The organism is Hyunsoonleella aestuarii (assembly GCF_006148925.1).
Lineage (GTDB): Bacteria > Bacteroidota > Bacteroidia > Flavobacteriales > Flavobacteriaceae > Algibacter_D > Algibacter_D aestuarii.
On the sequence record NZ_VAWB01000003.1, the window covers coordinates 370,799 to 388,162 of the forward strand.

The following is a 17,364-nucleotide window of genomic DNA, read 5'->3' on the forward strand; positions in this document are numbered from 1 at the left end:
ATTGTCTATTAGTGCACTTTTAGGAATAGTTGTTTTTTTTGTTGGAGACTTTGGAGAAACAGAAATGAAAGTACTTGGGACAACTTTGGCTATGGGAGGTTACAGTAAAACAGGGCTATGTAGTTCTGCAATTCACAATCGCAATGAGTTCAGGTCATTCTCTATAATAGGAACAATCGTGATACCAACTTTAAATAAGATTACGGATAAAAAGAAATAAACTGTTTCCAACAACAATCACCTTATTTTATTCAAACTAAATAAGGTTCAGAATAATTAGGAATCTGTAGAGAAAAATTACTCCAATATTTACAAGTAAAATCTTTCTAAAGTCAACAGAATGTAAAAGTCTTAAACTAGTTCATTTTTTTTCATGCGTTCCTATCGGAATTTTGAAGCATGAAAAAAATAGTAATCATAGCGTTAGTTTCCATTCTGTCTATTCAGTTTATAAAAGCTCAAAATAGTAATAATAATCACAAAAATTCGATTGATTTAGACCTAATAATCAAAACAAATGATGTTAATATTGGTGGAACTTTGACCATTCCAATTAATCTAGCCATACCTTCTTTGGTAATAATGACTTCGGGAAGCGGCCCACAAGATAGAGATGAAACCTTAGAAGACTTTAAGATTTTTAAAATTTTAGCAGATCATCTGGCTTCAAAAGGCGTTGCATCTTTCCGTTATGATGATAGAGGAGTAAATAAAAGCACCGGGGATTTCGTAAATAGCACAATCGAAGATCATTCAAAAGACTTGGAAAGTATAATGCATTATTTTAAAGTTTCACAAAATTATACTTTTAAAAGTTTCATAATGTTTGGGCATAGTCAAGGGGGTATACTTGCTGCGAAAGTTGCTGTAGGTAATGAATCTGTTGAAAAAGTAATTTTAATGGGTGCTCCGGCAGTACCACTTGTAGAAGTGGTTCTTTATCAAGTCCGACAGGAATATAATCAAGCTAATATTTCAAAAGCATTGATCGAAGCTCATGTTTCAGCACACAACAAACTGATGAAATCAATTGAAGATGATAAGCATTTTGATGAAGCTTATCAATTATTCAAACTAACAACAGAATCCATATTGCATGAATTGAATTTAGAAAGCAAGACGGATTCTAAAAAAATTAAGCGACAAGCCATTGCACAAACTGATGAATTTAAAATAATTTATGCATTACCTTCACTCACATCTTTTCTTTACTATGACCCTTCTGCAGACTATGAAAGATTAGAAGTTCCTGTTTTGGGCTTATTTGGGGGTATGGATTTTCAAGTAACCATTGACCAAAATAAAGATCGTATGGAGAATGCACTACTTGAATCAGGAACAAAATATGATTTTTTGACTTTTGAAAATGCGAATCATTTTTTTCAAAAAGCAACATCAGGTACGAGAGATAAAAACATAACACGTGAAAAAAAGTTTGTAGCTAATTTTTTGAATGAAATTTCCGATTGGATTTTAGCGTTTAAATAGTTCGAAATAAAAGTACTCTATACAACACCTGCTATAGTTCATTGCTTCTGACTTTCCTTTCGGAAAGTCCTCGCAAATTTGCTATCTTCGGTTAACGGCGCATAATGATCGCAAATATTTACGTAACGAAAACATTGTCAAACTCGTTGTGTGGCATATAAAAAATCAGAATGATAAACAATAAAGTTAAAGGATTAGGAGAAATAATATTACGAGTCAAAGATATGGAATTGATGAAAAAATTCTACAATCAAACTATTGGACTTGAATTAATAAATGAATCTGAAAATTATACTTTTTTCAAAATCGCAGTTGGTTATGGAGGGCATTTTCAGACTCTTGCGTTATTCGCTAAATCAAACCTAAATGCATTTAATGAAAAGTTTAAAGATATTAAAACAATTAACAGTACTTTACATCATTTTGCTCTTGAAATTGACAAGAAAGACTATGAGAATTTATTAAATTTCTTTAAAAATAATCATATCGAATATGTAACGGAAATTTTTGAGTGGATCAAATGGAAGTCTATCTTTATCAAAGACCCTGAATCAAATATTGTTGAATTTGTTTGTTATGATTCTGAAATTTAAACCCATCTAACTGAAAATGAAAACAGGAATAATAACTGGATGTAGTAGAGGAATTGGACTTGCAACAGTTGATCTACTAACAGACAATGATAACATAAAAGTTATTGGAACTTCTACTTCTGGAAATTGTTCAATCTCAAAATCAAATTTTGATTGTTTTCAATTAAATCTTTCCGAAAGTGAATCTATAAATGAATTCGTTAATATCATTGGAAACATAAAGATTGATTTCCTTCTTAATAATGCTGGGGTTTTAATAGAAAACTGGAATGAATCTTTAATAAACCTCGACTATTTGAGACAGACGTTTAATGTGAATTTATTCGGAACAATTGAGTTATCTGAAAAGTTGATTCCTAAATTTAATAAAAATGGGCAAATAGTCAATGTTACTTCTGATTGGGGTTCGTTCAGCGAAAAGAATTTTGATGAATTTCAACCACATTATAAAATGTCAAAATCTGCCTTAAATATGTACACAAAACTACTGGCAAAAAGACTTGAAAATCGAAATATAATTGTCTCGTCTTTTGACCCTGGATGGACTCAAACTGATATGGGAGGAAATGATGCTACAAGAAAACCAACAGAAGTTGCTAATGATATAAAAAAATTACTAAATAGAGTTCCTGAAAGTGGAAACTTTTGGCATCAAGGAAAAATAAGAGAATGGTAAAATAAGCTGGATAACATTATGTATTAGTAATAGTGGTTTAATAACTAAAACTAAAGTATTTAAATATAAAAAAAGTTAGTGTTTAATTGAAAAGTTAGTGTGCAAAAATACGCTACTATTTTTATACCAGACCGCAGCCAATTAAAAGCATCAATAAAATGGGTTTTTAAGTACCAATTATAATTTTGACCATCGCGATTACAATATATTTTTTATGCAAATGGATTTTAACAAAAATGAATTTTGGAAATGATAAAAACATTAAATATTTAGCGATAATTCCAACTATTATGTTAACCCCAATTGTATATGTTGGATTAATTTATTTTTGGATTTTTTCGATTTCTTATTATCCAATTAATCATTTTGACAAACAAACGTGGGAATCAAATCCCGAAGAGAGATATAAAATATCCGAAAACATAATTGAAAGTAAAATATTAATCGGAAAGACTAAACACGAAATAGTTTTACTGCTCGGAAATGATTATTACTCTTACTCTAAAAATCATATCGCTTATGGGCTTGGATTTGTTCCAGGATTATTCAACATTGACCCTGCCGTTTTAGATGTTTACTTTGAAAATGAAAAAGTGATTAAAGTGGGTCAACACGAAACATAAAAAACTGGCTACAAAATCGTCTATAGTTTATTGTTATTTCTAGGCGAATTACGAGAATCCTTGCAGATTTTCTATCTGGTTTGTAATTGCTAAATTAGTTGCATGAGACATTCAACTAAACTTATACAAAACCGATGATGTGTAATTCGGTTAACGCCTAAAAAAATTAATTTACAACCTCCCCCTTTCGGCGCTTTTAAGCCTTTATTGATTATCCCCCTTAAAAACTCTAAATATCTTTAGCTAAACACAATTTGGTGTGCCCAATATTGGAATTACAATTTTATGCAACTTGCAGTTACAACAATTGTAAAACCAGGTTCGCACTGAGTGCAGCCCTGTCGTTGTACATTCATTAAAATTGATAATATATTTATTTTTAATAATTAAAAAACTTAAATTAGTACATTAAAAGAGTAACAATAATGAAAAAACTATTTACACTTGTTTTTATTGCAAATCTTACTTTTACAATACAGGCACAGGATATTACTAACACCTTAGGCGCAGGTGGTAATTTTGAGATTAACAAAAATGATGGAACAAACTTTTTAAGAGTTAATCAGTTTGGCAATCTTAACCTAGGTGGCGGACCTGGTTCTAGTTATTTAAACGGGGGGAGAGACCTGAACTTAGTTAAAGAAGGTGGCTCAGCCGGCATCACATTAACAGCAATTTCCAATGGTGCAAATTCTAGAGCAAGGATAGACTTTGCAAAAGCCAATGGAACGATAGGAGCTTTATCTACTCTTGTAGATAATGATGAAGTTTCTTATCTAAGCTTTTATGGACATGATGGAGCTGGGTACCATTTTGGTGCATCTTTGGAAGTGTCTGTTGACGGAAATGTAACGCCTGGAATTATTCCTATGCAATTTGATTTTATTAATAAGGATAGTGAATCAAGCCTTACAATTAAAGCAGATGGAAAAGTAGGTATTGGTTCTGAAACACCCGCAAGCACCTTAGAAGTTAATGGAAGTATATCTAAGGCTGTTACAATTAATGTTGGAGATACATATACCGCTGGTGCTGATGATTACACCATAATTCCTCAGAATACTGTTGGAGATATTACTTTAACATTACCTGCCCCTAGCAGTTGCAGAGGAAGGATATATGTTGTTAAACATGATGGAAATGCAGATAACAATATAAATATAGGTTCCTCTACGACAATTGATGGTAATACAACAATTACATTAGACACTGCTTGGGAGTCTGTTACATTTCAATCCACGGGAGCAACATGGATAATTATAGGTGGAATTGGTTACACAGGATCATAAAAATAAGACTAAACTGAGTTACTTTATTAATCTTATAGATAATAGTAAATCATGAAAAAAATACAACTTTTTTTATTTCTTTTTTCTTCGATTGTTTATGGGCAAGAATTAACTGTGGATAGTTCTAGTAACATTACGGTTGAAAATGGAGCTTCCATAAATATTGGAGGTCTTGAATTAAGTCCTATTGCTGACTATCCAATTAGTGGTAAAACGATAACTTATACCAACATACCCGTTGTTACAGGAAATACTAGTATAAACAGAGTGTACAATGTTACGCCTACCGAATTAAGTAATTATATAGGCGATATTAAACTTTATTATGAAGATGATGATGAACTAAATTCAATACCAGAGGCTAATTTAGTTCTAGAGGTTTTTGAAGGAAATGATTGGGAAAATTATCAGCCAAGTGATTTCGATACTTTTGAGGATTGGATAGAAGTTTCTTTTAGTTCTAACCTAAGTTTTTCATCAATAACTGCTTCTTCCGTAGGTTCTACACTTATTATTAAAGATTTTGAAAAAGAATTTGGAGCAATTGTAATTTACCCGAACCCAACAACTTCAGTGCTGAAAATTGATAGCAATAAAAATCTATCGTTTGAATTATATAGTCTTTTTGGTCAACAAATTTTAAAAACTAAAAATTCAACCATTGAAATGTCGTATTTACCAAAAACTGTTTATTTGTTAAAAGTTACTGATGAGGATTCTCACTTTTCAAAATCATATAAAATTGTAAAAGAATAATCCAAAATAATAATTTAATTCTAAAAAATTATTACTAATATTTTCACATATTCTGAAATTGACATTTTATTTGAATTTTCTAGCTAAGAAACGAAATACCAAAAACGCACATAGCCAATTTCTGGCTTACCAACTACTTGGAAATTCCTTCGGAATTTCCTTTGGTTCGTTCCATTTTTTTTAAATTAGTTGCTTAACCACGCAACGAATTTATACACAAACATGTTGCGGTTCATTATACAATCACTAAACAATGAGTTATTTTAATAAACAGTATGTTGTCGGTTTTATTTTAACTGCAACAATTGTTGTATTGAGTCAGCATGTCTATTCACAAGAACAAGAGCAATCCAATAGATCTATAGAAGAAATGGTTGCAATGATCGATAGGACTGTTAATCCAGCATATGTTTATGACTACGAGCAAACAAAGTATGTCCCACCTAAAGGACTAACACTATTAATTATGGGTCAAACCACTGAAGCAATTTCAGCATATTTAGATCAATTTCCAGACCAAAAAAAGCCAAGCGGTTGGGCTTCTTATTGGGGTGTTTCTGAATTTAAAGGTTTTATTGAGCCCTATAAGTATAGTGCTGGTAACACACAACATCATCAAATGATTGTTGATAAATTTCCAAATACTATAATACAAAGCGCCATGTGGATGTTAGGAAAATGGGATATAGCAAAAAATGCGGGAAGTGGTGTATACGACAATGTTATTAAACAATTTAGTACTTGGGCTAAAAGTGCTAATAGACCAATATATTTAAGAATAGGTTACGAGTTTGATGGTCCTCACAACGAACTAGAACCCGATGAATTTGTAAAAGCCTATAAGCATATTGTTGATTTAATAAGTGTTGAAGGCGCTGATAATGTCGCATTCGTTTGGCATTCATACGCATCGAAACCTTATAAAAACTATCCATTGTCAGCATGGTATCCTGGTGATGATTATGTAGATTGGGTCGCTATATCTGTTTTCGGACATGCATACAATGGTAAGGACTTTGGATCCGATTGCGACAATGTCTTAAATTTTGCTAAACAGCATAAAAAACCTGTGATGATTGCCGAATCTAGCCCGATAAATGGTATTCCCAAAGAAAATACGGAAGTATGGGATAACTGGTTTGCAAATTACTTTTCGTTTATTTACAACAAGAATATAAAGGCAATTAGCTTTATAAACGAGAACTGGCCAAATATGGGAATTGAAGGTATTTCAGAATGGAAAGACAGTCGCCTCTATAACAATGTGAAAGTATCTGAAGCTTGGTTTAAAGAGATAAACAATGATCATTATTTAAAGCAATCTTCTAAACTATTTGGTGAATTGAGCTTTAAACCTTTACAAAACGCTAAAGAGTTTATTAATAAAGCAGCAAAATTAGAAGATAAAAATGTGGTAATAAAGAAAATGAATTTGCCATTCTATGTTTATCGAGATGGTGAAAATATTCATTTCTTTCCTAGTGCTTATATGGGAAACCACGAAGGTATTTCTGTGGACTTAAAAAGTAAAAAAGATGTTTATTCTGGTACATCTTCGCTAAAACTCTCTTATAACGATTATCACCAATGGTATGGTCTAGGTTTAGTTACGCCACCAGATGATTGGGGAGATATTGAAGGTGGTTATGATCTTTCGGGTGCTACCCAATTTAGTTTTTGGGCAAAGTCAAATGAAAATAAATTATCGACTAAAATTGGTTTTGGACTCATAAAAAAAGACAAGCCATTTCCAGATAGTGTAATAGAGCATAAAGAAATTAATCTTACAACGAAATGGAAAAAATATACCATTAAATTAAAGAATAAAGATATGACTTGTATTAGGTCAGGATTAGTTATTTTTTCACAAGCTAATGGTAAACCACATCATATATATATTGATGATGTAGTTTTTGAATAGGTTAAAACAATTTGAGATAAATATGCCAGAATTATAAACATGATATAAATAAGAAACCCATTCATGATTGATCAATTCAACTACTTAATTACATTTATATCTGTTCTTGTTGGACTAGGTATGACCAACTTATTGCACAGCCTTCACGTTATGCTAAAAGCCCGAAAACGTATTTCATGGAATTGGATACCATTGGCGTGGGCATTTATGGCATTCGAAAGTTTAATAATTATGTGGTTTAACCTTAAAATAGAATTGACTAGCTTTTATTCTGAGTCTGCTCTTGGACTATTATTGTTTTTAATACCAACAGTATGTCATTTGTTATTTGTAATGGCTGTGATTCCTGATAAAGTTCCCAAGGAAAAGTTCGATTTAAAATCATGGTATTTCGAGCAGTCAAACTATATGTTTTCTCTTCTTGTCATAATGATGATTTTTCTGTTCATCAACAGAGTTGTTGCCAACAAAGTTTCAATTTATGATTTTACCATCAATCTCATCTTTATCGGTTTCGCTTTCTTACTTTCAAGAAATAAGAGTTTTACATTACATGGAATAGTGGTAATTCTAGTATTTATTTTACTGCAAATTGGGATTATTCTACCCATGTTTAAAGGATAAGAAAACTACGTAATACTACAAAATGACTGCGCTTCAAGGAAAAACAATTATCAATCCAATAATAAAGGATGAAGTCACCTATGTTCATACCTCGAAATCAACCAATGGTGAAAAAAGCGTTCTAGATATCCATCTAGAACCTAAAGGAGGACTTAATTTGCATTACCACAAGACATATGATGAAACTTTTGAGGTTCAGTCTGGAGAGCTCATAGTGCAAATTGGAAAACGAAAAACGAAACTAATTCCAGGTGATAGAGCAACCATTAAAAGAAACGAAATTCATCGTTTTTATTCTGATTCTGAAAAGCCCACAAAATTCCGTGCAACCATAATTCCTGGTCATCAAGGATTTGAAAACTCGCTTGCTATAGTATATGGATTAGCTTCTGACGGATTGGTGAATAAAAAAGGAATTCCAAAAAGTTTTTGTCACTTAGCTATCATTGCAACTATGTCTGGAACGAATTTACCAGGGTTATTTTCTTATATAGAATGGATTTTTAAAATCATTGCTAAATCAAAAAAATCTAAGAAAATAAAAGAAGAGTTAATCAAGACATATTGCCTATAACTCCTCATAACAACTTTATAGCTTATTGGGGTTGTCTGAACAATTTAAACAAACAAGTAAACAGTAATTATGAGAAATTTGATTTTAATGTCACTTAATTTATTCATTTTGAATTCTTGTATCTCAAAAAGTAATAAGGAAAGTATAAATGCTGATAATAAAACGCAAAATATTATTATTTCAAGAGTTAATTACCAAAACCAATTATACGGATTTTGGCTAGGTCAATGCATCGCTAACTGGACTGGTTTAGTCACAGAAATGGATAAAATTGGTAATCTAGGGGAAATAAAAACAGGTGATTTTTACACTAGAGACGATTGGGGAAAACCTGACCAACCAAGTATTTGGGGAGAAGGACTTCCCAGCGACTTATCGTCTACTATAGACTTTGTATTTAAGAGCAGGGATGAAATTTGGGGAGCAGATGATGATACAGACATAGAATTTATGTATCAACACCTTTTATATATTAATAAAGTTAATATACTTACTCCAAAACAAATACAAAATGGTTGGCTAAAGCACATAAAGTCCGAAGAGGAAAACTATCTATGGGTATCTAATCAAAAAGCATTCGATTTAATGAAGGCTGGTATTCTTCCACCAGAAACAGGAAACCCAAAACTCAATGAACATTATGATATGATTGATGCCCAATTAACCACTGAAATATTTGGTCTATTTGCACCTACAAGACCAGATATAGCATTAAAAATAGCTGAATTACCAATACAAACGACTGCTAGACAAGAAGCAGAGGATATTTCAAAATTTTATGTATCAATGTATTCCCTTGTATATGCTACAGATTCTAATAGCAGTATGAAAGAAAAAATACTTTGGATGTCAAATAAATCAAGAGAAATACTCCCAAATGATTCCTATCCAGCAAAAATGTATGATTATACTCGCCACTTATATGAGTCTGGTATACCTTGGGAACAAACTAGAGATTCTCTTTACTACAGATATCAAGTTAACCAAAAAGATGGATACAACTTAACATCAAGAAAATTATATTGTAATGGCTGTTTTGCAGCAGGAATAAATTTTGCCGCAAGTTTAGTTAGTTTATTTTATGGAGAGGGCGATTTAAAAGAAACTATAAAAATTGGAACGCTTGCAGGCTGGGATTCAGATAATCCTACCGCAACTTGGGGAGGCCTGATTGGATTTATTATTGGAAAAGATGGAATAGAAAACACTTTTGGTCGGACATTTTCAAATCGATTTAATATTCACAGAACAAGACAAAACTTCCCAGAAAATGGTATAATTACATTTGAAGAGATGTCAAAAAAAGGCCTTATGATAACTGACAGAGTTGTGTTAGAAGAAATAGGAGGAAAAATTGATGAAGAGAATAATACTTGGATAATCCCTTCAGAACAATAATAAAAAATAAAAAACTACCAACAATGCATTTAAGTAATTGCAATTGCTCGCCTACTTACTAAAGTCCTCCCAGATTTTCTGTTCGATTTGTATTGGCTAAATTAGTATCTTAAACACGTAACGAAATAATATACAAACATGTTTTTTGTAATTCTTATAGCTGTAACATATAAACTTATATATCGTCTATTAAGCATCAATTTCTTATAACAAAATTTATGACAATATTAGTAGCAGGTGCCAGTGGAGCAACAGGAAGACAGTTAATTCAACAACTTTTAATTCAAGGGCATAATGTTAAGGCTGTTGCAAGGTCTCCTGAAAAATTGCCAGAATCATGGAAAAGTAATGAACATATAGAAATTATTTCTGCAAGTCTTTTAGATTTAAGTGATAAAGAAATGATGGAATTGACTCTTGGTTGTCAAGCAATAGCCTCTTGTTTAGGACATAACTTGAATTTGAAAGGTATTTATGGACAACCCAGAAAGCTGGTTACAGATGCCACTCGTAGACTATGTAATGCTATTGAAACAAATAAGCCCGATAGTCCTATAAAATTTGTATTAATGAACACGACAGGTAATCGTAACGTTGATTTAAATGAGCCTATTTCCTTTGCCCAAAAATGCGTTATCGGACTTTTAAGACTTCTATTACCTCCTCATGTTGATAATGAAAAAGCAGCAGATTATTTACGCACACATATTGGGAAAAATAACCAATTTATTGAATGGGCTGCGGTAAGACCAGACAGTTTAATTGATGAAGATAAAATAACCAATTATGAAATACATCCATCTCCTATTAGAAGTGCAATTTTTAACGCTGGAAAAACTAGTCGTATTAATGTTGGTCATTTCATGGCAAGTCTAATTGGTGATAATGATTTATGGAATAAATGGAAAGGGCAAATGCCTGTAATATATAATAAGTCATCTCTAAACTAAAAATTTCGAATTCTAGATTACATATGAAAAAATAGATGAATAATTAAGTTACTTACAACAGTTAAATTAATTGTTGCGGAATTTCTCAATCGGAATTCATGCGAATTAATTATCTTTCATGAACCCCTGAAAGTATTAAGCAATTTTACCTATAAAATAATCATATACAAACACCTTAACCTTTATTAGATACATGAAATTACTAAAACGAATTTTAAAATTTGTCTTTGCTCTTATTGGAGTACTTGTATTAATTGGAATTATTATATTTTGGGTTGATTCATTAGAAACCAGCTACTTACGAATCAATAAGAATGACCTAACATCCAATAATTCTTTTATAATTGCCAATGTTAATATTGTTCCAATGAATCAAGACACTGTTTTAGTAGATAAAATGGTGCATATAAAAGAAGGCATAATTGAAAAGATTGCCGACAATATTGAGGTCAAGGGAATTGAAATTATTGATGCTAAAAACAAATACTTAACACCAGGCCTTATCGATATGCACGTTCATGTGTGGGATAGATATGAACTCGGACTATACCTATCTAATGGTGTAACAGCTGTTAGAAATCTATGGGGTATGCCTATGCATTTGAGAATTAAAGAAGACGTTATTGAAGACAATATTTTTTCACCAGTATTTTTTACTACTGGGCCAAAGTTAACCGGTCAAGAATTCATAGGTGACGATAATTTGAATCTAACTAATCCTAACGAGGCTAAAGAAAAGGTAATTTCATACAAAAAAAGAGGTTACGACTTAATCAAAACATATTACGGATTGGATAAAGAAATTTTTGATGCTGTGATTGAACAAGCTAAAATTTCTGAAATCGATATTGTTGCTCATCCCTCTCAAAAAGTGCCATTTTCATATCATTTAAATCCACAGATTAAATCCATTGAACATGCCGAAGAAATTGTACAACAACCTTTACAATTTGATTTGGATACCACTAAATTGCAACCTATTATTGATTCAATTTCACAATCTAAACACACAAGTTATAGTCCCACGATTACAGTATTTAATAATATCTACCAAATGATGATTAATGATTCAATATTAGATTCAGAATCATTGGAGTTTATTAATCCACTCATCAAAAAAGTAGATAGTAAAAATCAATTTGAACGATGGTTTAATACTAAAAGGGCTAACCCAGCAGCATTAGATCGGATAAAAAATCAACACAATTTTCACATTTCCATCGTAAAAAAGCTACATAATTCGGGGGTAAATATAATCTGCGGTACAGATGCTGGTATAGGCGTAACCGTTCCAGGGTTTTCAATCCACAGAGAAATGTCGTTTTATAAACAGGCAGGTCTTTCTAATTACGAAGTATTGAAAACAGCTACAGTTAATGCTTCTAAAACCCACTCCATAATGAAACAACTTGGAACCATTGAAGCAGGTAAGATTGCCAATTTATTATTAGTCGATGAAAACCCTTTTATTGAGTTGGCGACATTAGAGAATCCAACCTACGTTTTTGTGAAGGGGCGGAAATTAAATAGAGAAACTTTAAAATCTTATAATGAAAAGGCCAAGAATCGGAAAAATCTATTAGCTTCTGCTCTGAGGTATTTAGAAAACCTCATATTTGAAAAATAAACTACTGCTAAATTGCCCCAACCATATATAGCTTCGTTATTAATTGCATAATTAATTGCTATGGCATGGGTTTATTTGGAAAATAACAATTGAATTTTCTCATGTTCACTTTTGTTTGCTAAATTAGTTGCTTACACAAGCAACTAATCATAAATAAACACCTGGTAAAAATTAAGCACTGATAAAACAATAAACCAATCAATGATGAAAATATTTCAAAAAATACTATTTATAATCTTGCCATATTTGTTAAATGGACAAACTGATTATTACTATCCTCTAAAAAACTCCGAATGGGAAACCAAATCTCCAAATGATTTCAATATTGAAAGTAAGGAGTTCTACAGGGCAATTGAGATTGCTAAAGAAAGCGCCAATAGAGATACAAAAGATTTGCGACAAGCGATACTTAAAGGATTTGAGTCAGAGCCATATCACCAAATTATTGGTCCAACCAAAAAGAGAGGAGAATCTGCAGGAGTAATACTTAAAAATGGATACATAATTTCAAAATGGGGAGATTTGGAACGAGTTGATATGACTTTTAGTGTAACTAAAAGTTATTTATCAACAGTTGCTGGAATTGCATTTGATAAAGGTTTAATTAACGCTGTAAGTGAGCCAGTTAAAGATTACGTATGGAATGGAAAATTTAACGGAAAACATAACTCAAAAATCACGTGGGAACATTTACTGAATCAATCTTCTGATTGGAGTGGAGAACTATGGGGAGGATTAGATTGGGCGGACAGACCTCCTAGACAAGGTGGTCTAGATGAATGGAAGTTCAGAACCTTAAATGAGCCTGGAACTAAATTCGAGTACAACGACGTCCGGGTTAATTTACTTGCCTATTCTCTATTAGAGATTTTTAGAGAACCCTTGCCCAAGATTTTAAAGAATCATATAATGGATCCAATTGGTGCTTCAACGACATGGAGATGGTACGGATATGAAAATTCTTGGATTAACATTGATGGTGTTAAAGTTCAATCTGTGAGTGGTGGTGGACATTCTGGTGGAGGATTATTTATAAATACGCTTGACCAAGCACGTTTTGGATTGTTAATTTTGAGCAATGGATATTGGGATAATAAACCAATCGTCTCAGATAAATGGATAAAAAAAGCGATTTCACCGTCCCAACCAAATGAGAATTATGGTTATATGTGGTGGTTAAATCAAAACAAATCAAACCCTCATTTGTCAAGTATTTCTTCAAACGCATTCTACGCCTCTGGATTTGGAGGAAATTATATTATAATAGAACCAGATTATGATTTAGTTATTGTATTAAGATGGTTTGATAATAACAAAACCAATGAGTTTGTTAAAATGATAATTGAAACAATGAAAAATTAACTAATGTCAGCCATGTGTAAAAGTAATTGTTTGGCAATAACCTTACTCAGCTATCCCTTTGAATTATCCTTTTATTCATACTATTTTTATTAAGTTAGCTACTTCCACAAGCAACTATAATTGTTCAAGTAACTTGGAAGACACTAAAAATGAACAAACCTGCTAACAAAAACCACATGGTGAGAATTAATACAAAAAATTCAATTATTCTATTTGCAATGTTGATTTCTGGATGTGCAAAAGATAATGTAAACCAAAATCAAGAATCTCAATTAACCTTAACCGACATTGATGGAAATGTTTACAATACAGCTACAATTGGAAATCAAACTTGGATGGTTGAAAATTTAAAGACTACATCTTTCAATGATGGCAAGCCAATTACAGAACATTTAAATGGAATGGATTGGGCTGATTTACCCAATCAAATACCACAATACCAATGGGCGGATACTAGTGACTTAAATAATGTGCTGGATGAAGAATTACCATTTGACTTTTATGGAGCAATGTATAATCATTGGGCAATAGAAAGTGGAAAATTAGCACCAGAAGGATGGCGAATACCTTCACAAGATGATTTTGAACAGTTAGAAAATTACTTATCAGAAAATGGGTTTGAAAACGAAGAGGCTACTGCATTGAAATCATCTTCTGGATGGCTTCCTAGTTCTGGAAATGGAACAAATGCTATCGGTTTTAATGGGTTGCCGAATGGCTACATTAATGCTTTTGGTGGACCAACGCTAGGCCAAGGAATATGTACTTGGGCTACAACCAATATAAATACAAGCCTGACTATAGGCTCTAAAACTAGAGTTCTGGTACAACTTTTTGATACAAAAAATGTACTTTACAGTAACAATTCTATTCGAATAGGATCAGGTATTCGATGCATTAAAGAATAGCATCGTAATTGTTCAAACAAAATTAAATGAATAAAATAATGGAGCTTTTAAAATTGAAAAATTAGTTCTCCACCAGCCAACATTATTCCTATCCCAGAATGTTATATGCAGTTATAATATAAAATTTAACAGACAAACCTATAAAATGAAGAACCAAACCTTAATTCAGCCAACGCGAAAGATTAATTATTTTATAGTCCTTGGGTTTTTGTCTTTTGTTTGGAGTTGTGCGCTAAAATTATCACCTCATGAATACCATATAAATGTTTATCAAACTTCGCAAGATGGAGATAATCTCAAATTGACCAATGTGGGGGAAAGAATCACCCCTTCCAAAAGAGTAAACAAAATTAATTTGCAACTATTGCCAGATGAGGAATTTCAAGATTACATTGGCTTTGGTGCATCATTTACCGAATCTTCAGCTTGGAATCTCGCCACGATTCCAGAAAGTCGGCGAAAGGAAGTGTTGATCAAATTATTTAGTCCAACAGAAGGTGCTGGTTTTAGTCTTACTCGTACACACATAAATAGCAGTGATTATTCAAACGGTCATTATACCTACGTTGATGAAGGAGATGAGAGCCTTTCCTCCTTTAGCATACGCGAAGACTTGAAAGGATTTACCGGAAATGAGAATGATCAAGTTCGCGGTGTTGAACTTATAGAACCGGGGTATGATATTATTCCAATGATTTTAGAAGCCTCAAAAGTTCCAGGAGCCGAATTCAAGATTATTGCTTCACCTTGGAGCCCACCATCTTGGATGAAGTCCGGTGAGACCAGCTCAATGACTAATGGCTCATTAATGCCTAAATATTATGGGCTTTGGGCAACCTATCTTTCTAAGTATGTGAGTGCTTACAAAGAACAGGGTATTGATCTATGGGGCATTACTCCTCAAAATGAACCACTGCATTCCAATGATGCAAGATGGGACAGCAATGGGTTTACCCCTGAGCAAGGGCGTGATTTTCTTAGGGATCACCTCGGTCCACAACTTGTAAAAGATGGACATTTAAATATTAATGAATTAGATGTTGGATTAAGAATACTGATCTACGATCACAATAAATCGACTATGAACAACTATGTTTCTCCAACCTATGAAGATCCGGAAGCTGCAAAATATGCCTGGGGAACAGCATTTCACTGGTATGCAAATTCAGAACTTGATGATAATAATTGGTTTGCCGAGGATTTGAGAACACATAGGAAACAATGGCCGAACAAAGGAATGATCCACACTGAATCAAGCATTGATATTGATGCTTATGATCCTATAGGTCAATATTGGAGAGAGAGTACTGATTATGCCGGAACCTTTATTCCATTCGATACATATGCCTACGATATAATCAAAGATTTAAATTCTGGAACCCAAGGATACATCGAGTGGTGCATGATTCTTAGCAATCAGGGCCAACCTAATCCATATGATAATTTCAATAGTGCACCTGTCCTGATCAATCCAAAAACAGACGAAGTGATTTACACTCCCTTATATTACCTGTTGAGCCACTTTAGTAAATTTATTCGTCCTGGTTCAAAACGAATAGGTTTAGAAGGAGAACAAGTCGAAGGTATCGTTAAAACGGCCGCTAAAAACAAAGATGGTTCAATTGTTTTAGTAGTTTTCAATAAAAATCTAGAACAATATGAGATTTCACTATCATTAAATGATTCAACTTATTCAATAAATATCGGCCCCAGATCTTTACAAACAATCCTTCTTAAAAAACATCATGGCAATGAAAAATGAAAATGGATATAATAATACCAAGAAGTAATATATTTGGAATACTTTAATTAGGAAAATCGTTAACAAAAATTAGAAAAATGAATAGAAGAAAAACATATTTTTACATTGCCCTGATTTTAACTTTAACTGTAGTTATACTTTTGATTACTGGTTCTTCTTTACTTACAAGGGCTTTGGTTAACAGTAAATCTATCCCTTTTGGAACGTTCATAACTTGGACTGGCATGATTTCATTACCCCTAACTATATATTGGGGCATAAAAGATTTGAGAAAGCCATCGGGTAAACTGAATAGAATTCTCTCTGTATTCCTTAAAATCATAATAATTTCAGGAATTCTTTGGGTTCCAATATCCTACTTATTGGCTGGTAATCTTTCATTCTCTTTTTCCGAAAAAGAAACATTTCAGGGTGGACAGGTAGCAATGAGATGGTTTTGGTGGTTTAGCTATGGCATTGGAGTTGGAGCACTTCTAACATCAATACTATATTGGATTTCATTACTTTTTAAGAAAATTAAATAGTTACCAGCACTAATTCTAAGTAATTGCTTCTTCGTAAATATTACTATATTCCCTTTCTTTTTTTTAAGACTTGGTTGCCTTTAATGTGAAAATCAGTGGGTATAATTTTTCCTTTGTAACATACATACCAGATTCGGTTTTAATTAAATCTGGTAACACATCATAAGGGCTTTCATCAAATTCTTTAAGATATTCAATATGTAAACCTGCCTCGGTTAAAGCTGAAACTATTTCTCCTAGTCCATGATTCCATCCGTATTCCTTACTTATCATTTTTGACCCTTCTTCC

Annotated in this window: 17 protein-coding genes and 1 pseudogene; 17 read left to right on the forward strand and 1 reads right to left on the reverse strand. The window is 32.4% G+C overall.

The window, feature by feature from the left end; all coding sequences use genetic code 11:
• Window position 1 precedes the first annotated feature (1 nt).
• From FEF17_RS13925 to FEF17_RS14005, 17 genes are all read left to right on the forward strand, one after another.
• Window positions 2-220 carry a hypothetical protein gene (locus FEF17_RS13925; RefSeq protein ID WP_139003023.1) on the forward strand — a complete coding sequence of 73 codons (219 nt, stop codon included), beginning with the start codon at window positions 2-4 and terminating at the stop codon, window positions 218-220.
• A gap of 179 nt (window positions 221-399) precedes the next feature.
• Window positions 400-1,488 carry an alpha/beta hydrolase family protein gene (locus tag FEF17_RS13930; RefSeq protein WP_139003024.1) on the forward strand — a complete coding sequence of 363 codons (1,089 nt, stop codon included), beginning with the start codon at window positions 400-402 and terminating at the stop codon, window positions 1,486-1,488.
• Between the two features lie 170 nt (window positions 1,489-1,658).
• Window positions 1,659-2,081 carry a VOC family protein gene (locus FEF17_RS13935; RefSeq protein WP_139003025.1) on the forward strand — a complete coding sequence of 141 codons (423 nt, stop codon included), beginning with the start codon at window positions 1,659-1,661 and terminating at the stop codon, window positions 2,079-2,081.
• A gap of 16 nt (window positions 2,082-2,097) precedes the next feature.
• A complete protein-coding gene (locus tag FEF17_RS13940; protein ID WP_139003026.1) occupies window positions 2,098-2,757 on the forward strand; it encodes an SDR family NAD(P)-dependent oxidoreductase in 660 nt (219 codons plus the stop codon).
• 236 nt (window positions 2,758-2,993) lie between these two features.
• Window positions 2,994-3,380, forward strand: coding sequence for a hypothetical protein (locus tag FEF17_RS13945; protein ID WP_246046859.1), 387 nt, complete (start codon window positions 2,994-2,996; stop codon window positions 3,378-3,380).
• A gap of 425 nt (window positions 3,381-3,805) precedes the next feature.
• Window positions 3,806-4,669 carry a hypothetical protein gene (locus FEF17_RS13950; RefSeq protein ID WP_139003028.1) on the forward strand — a complete coding sequence of 288 codons (864 nt, stop codon included), beginning with the start codon at window positions 3,806-3,808 and terminating at the stop codon, window positions 4,667-4,669.
• A 51-nt stretch (window positions 4,670-4,720) separates the two neighbouring features.
• The gene (locus FEF17_RS13955) at window positions 4,721-5,425 is read left to right on the forward strand and encodes a T9SS type A sorting domain-containing protein (protein ID WP_139003029.1); all 705 of its coding nucleotides are present in this window, start codon (window positions 4,721-4,723) and stop codon (window positions 5,423-5,425) included.
• Between the two features lie 253 nt (window positions 5,426-5,678).
• Entirely contained in the window at window positions 5,679-7,346 is a 1,668-nt protein-coding gene (locus tag FEF17_RS13960) for a glycoside hydrolase family 26 protein (RefSeq protein WP_139003030.1), read from the forward strand.
• Between the two features lie 63 nt (window positions 7,347-7,409).
• Window positions 7,410-7,970: a hypothetical protein gene (locus FEF17_RS13965; RefSeq protein WP_139003031.1), complete on the forward strand. Its 561-nt coding sequence runs from the start codon at window positions 7,410-7,412 to the stop codon at window positions 7,968-7,970.
• Between the two features lie 22 nt (window positions 7,971-7,992).
• Window positions 7,993-8,544 carry a cupin domain-containing protein gene (locus FEF17_RS13970; RefSeq protein ID WP_139003032.1) on the forward strand — a complete coding sequence of 184 codons (552 nt, stop codon included), beginning with the start codon at window positions 7,993-7,995 and terminating at the stop codon, window positions 8,542-8,544.
• An 87-nt stretch (window positions 8,545-8,631) separates the two neighbouring features.
• Window positions 8,632-9,942 carry an ADP-ribosylglycohydrolase family protein gene (locus FEF17_RS13975; protein WP_246046860.1) on the forward strand — a complete coding sequence of 437 codons (1,311 nt, stop codon included), beginning with the start codon at window positions 8,632-8,634 and terminating at the stop codon, window positions 9,940-9,942.
• A 218-nt stretch (window positions 9,943-10,160) separates the two neighbouring features.
• Window positions 10,161-10,892, forward strand: a complete 732-nt coding sequence (locus tag FEF17_RS13980) for an NAD(P)-dependent oxidoreductase (RefSeq protein WP_139003034.1) — start codon at window positions 10,161-10,163, stop codon at window positions 10,890-10,892.
• A 193-nt stretch (window positions 10,893-11,085) separates the two neighbouring features.
• Window positions 11,086-12,519 carry an amidohydrolase family protein gene (locus FEF17_RS13985; protein WP_139003035.1) on the forward strand — a complete coding sequence of 478 codons (1,434 nt, stop codon included), beginning with the start codon at window positions 11,086-11,088 and terminating at the stop codon, window positions 12,517-12,519.
• Window positions 12,520-12,720: 201 nt separating this feature from the next.
• The gene (locus FEF17_RS13990) at window positions 12,721-13,881 is read left to right on the forward strand and encodes a serine hydrolase domain-containing protein (protein ID WP_344737317.1); all 1,161 of its coding nucleotides are present in this window, start codon (window positions 12,721-12,723) and stop codon (window positions 13,879-13,881) included.
• 149 nt (window positions 13,882-14,030) lie between these two features.
• Window positions 14,031-14,789: a fibrobacter succinogenes major paralogous domain-containing protein gene (locus FEF17_RS13995; RefSeq protein ID WP_139003036.1), complete on the forward strand. Its 759-nt coding sequence runs from the start codon at window positions 14,031-14,033 to the stop codon at window positions 14,787-14,789.
• Between the two features lie 145 nt (window positions 14,790-14,934).
• Window positions 14,935-16,551: a glycoside hydrolase family 30 protein gene (locus FEF17_RS14000; RefSeq protein ID WP_139003037.1), complete on the forward strand. Its 1,617-nt coding sequence runs from the start codon at window positions 14,935-14,937 to the stop codon at window positions 16,549-16,551.
• Window positions 16,552-16,628: 77 nt separating this feature from the next.
• Window positions 16,629-17,075 carry a hypothetical protein gene (locus FEF17_RS14005; protein WP_139003038.1) on the forward strand — a complete coding sequence of 149 codons (447 nt, stop codon included), beginning with the start codon at window positions 16,629-16,631 and terminating at the stop codon, window positions 17,073-17,075.
• 63 nt (window positions 17,076-17,138) lie between these two features.
• Here FEF17_RS14005 and FEF17_RS14010 read toward each other — a convergent pair.
• Window positions 17,139-17,364: pseudogene (locus FEF17_RS14010) on the reverse strand (SAM-dependent methyltransferase); the annotation flags it as partial.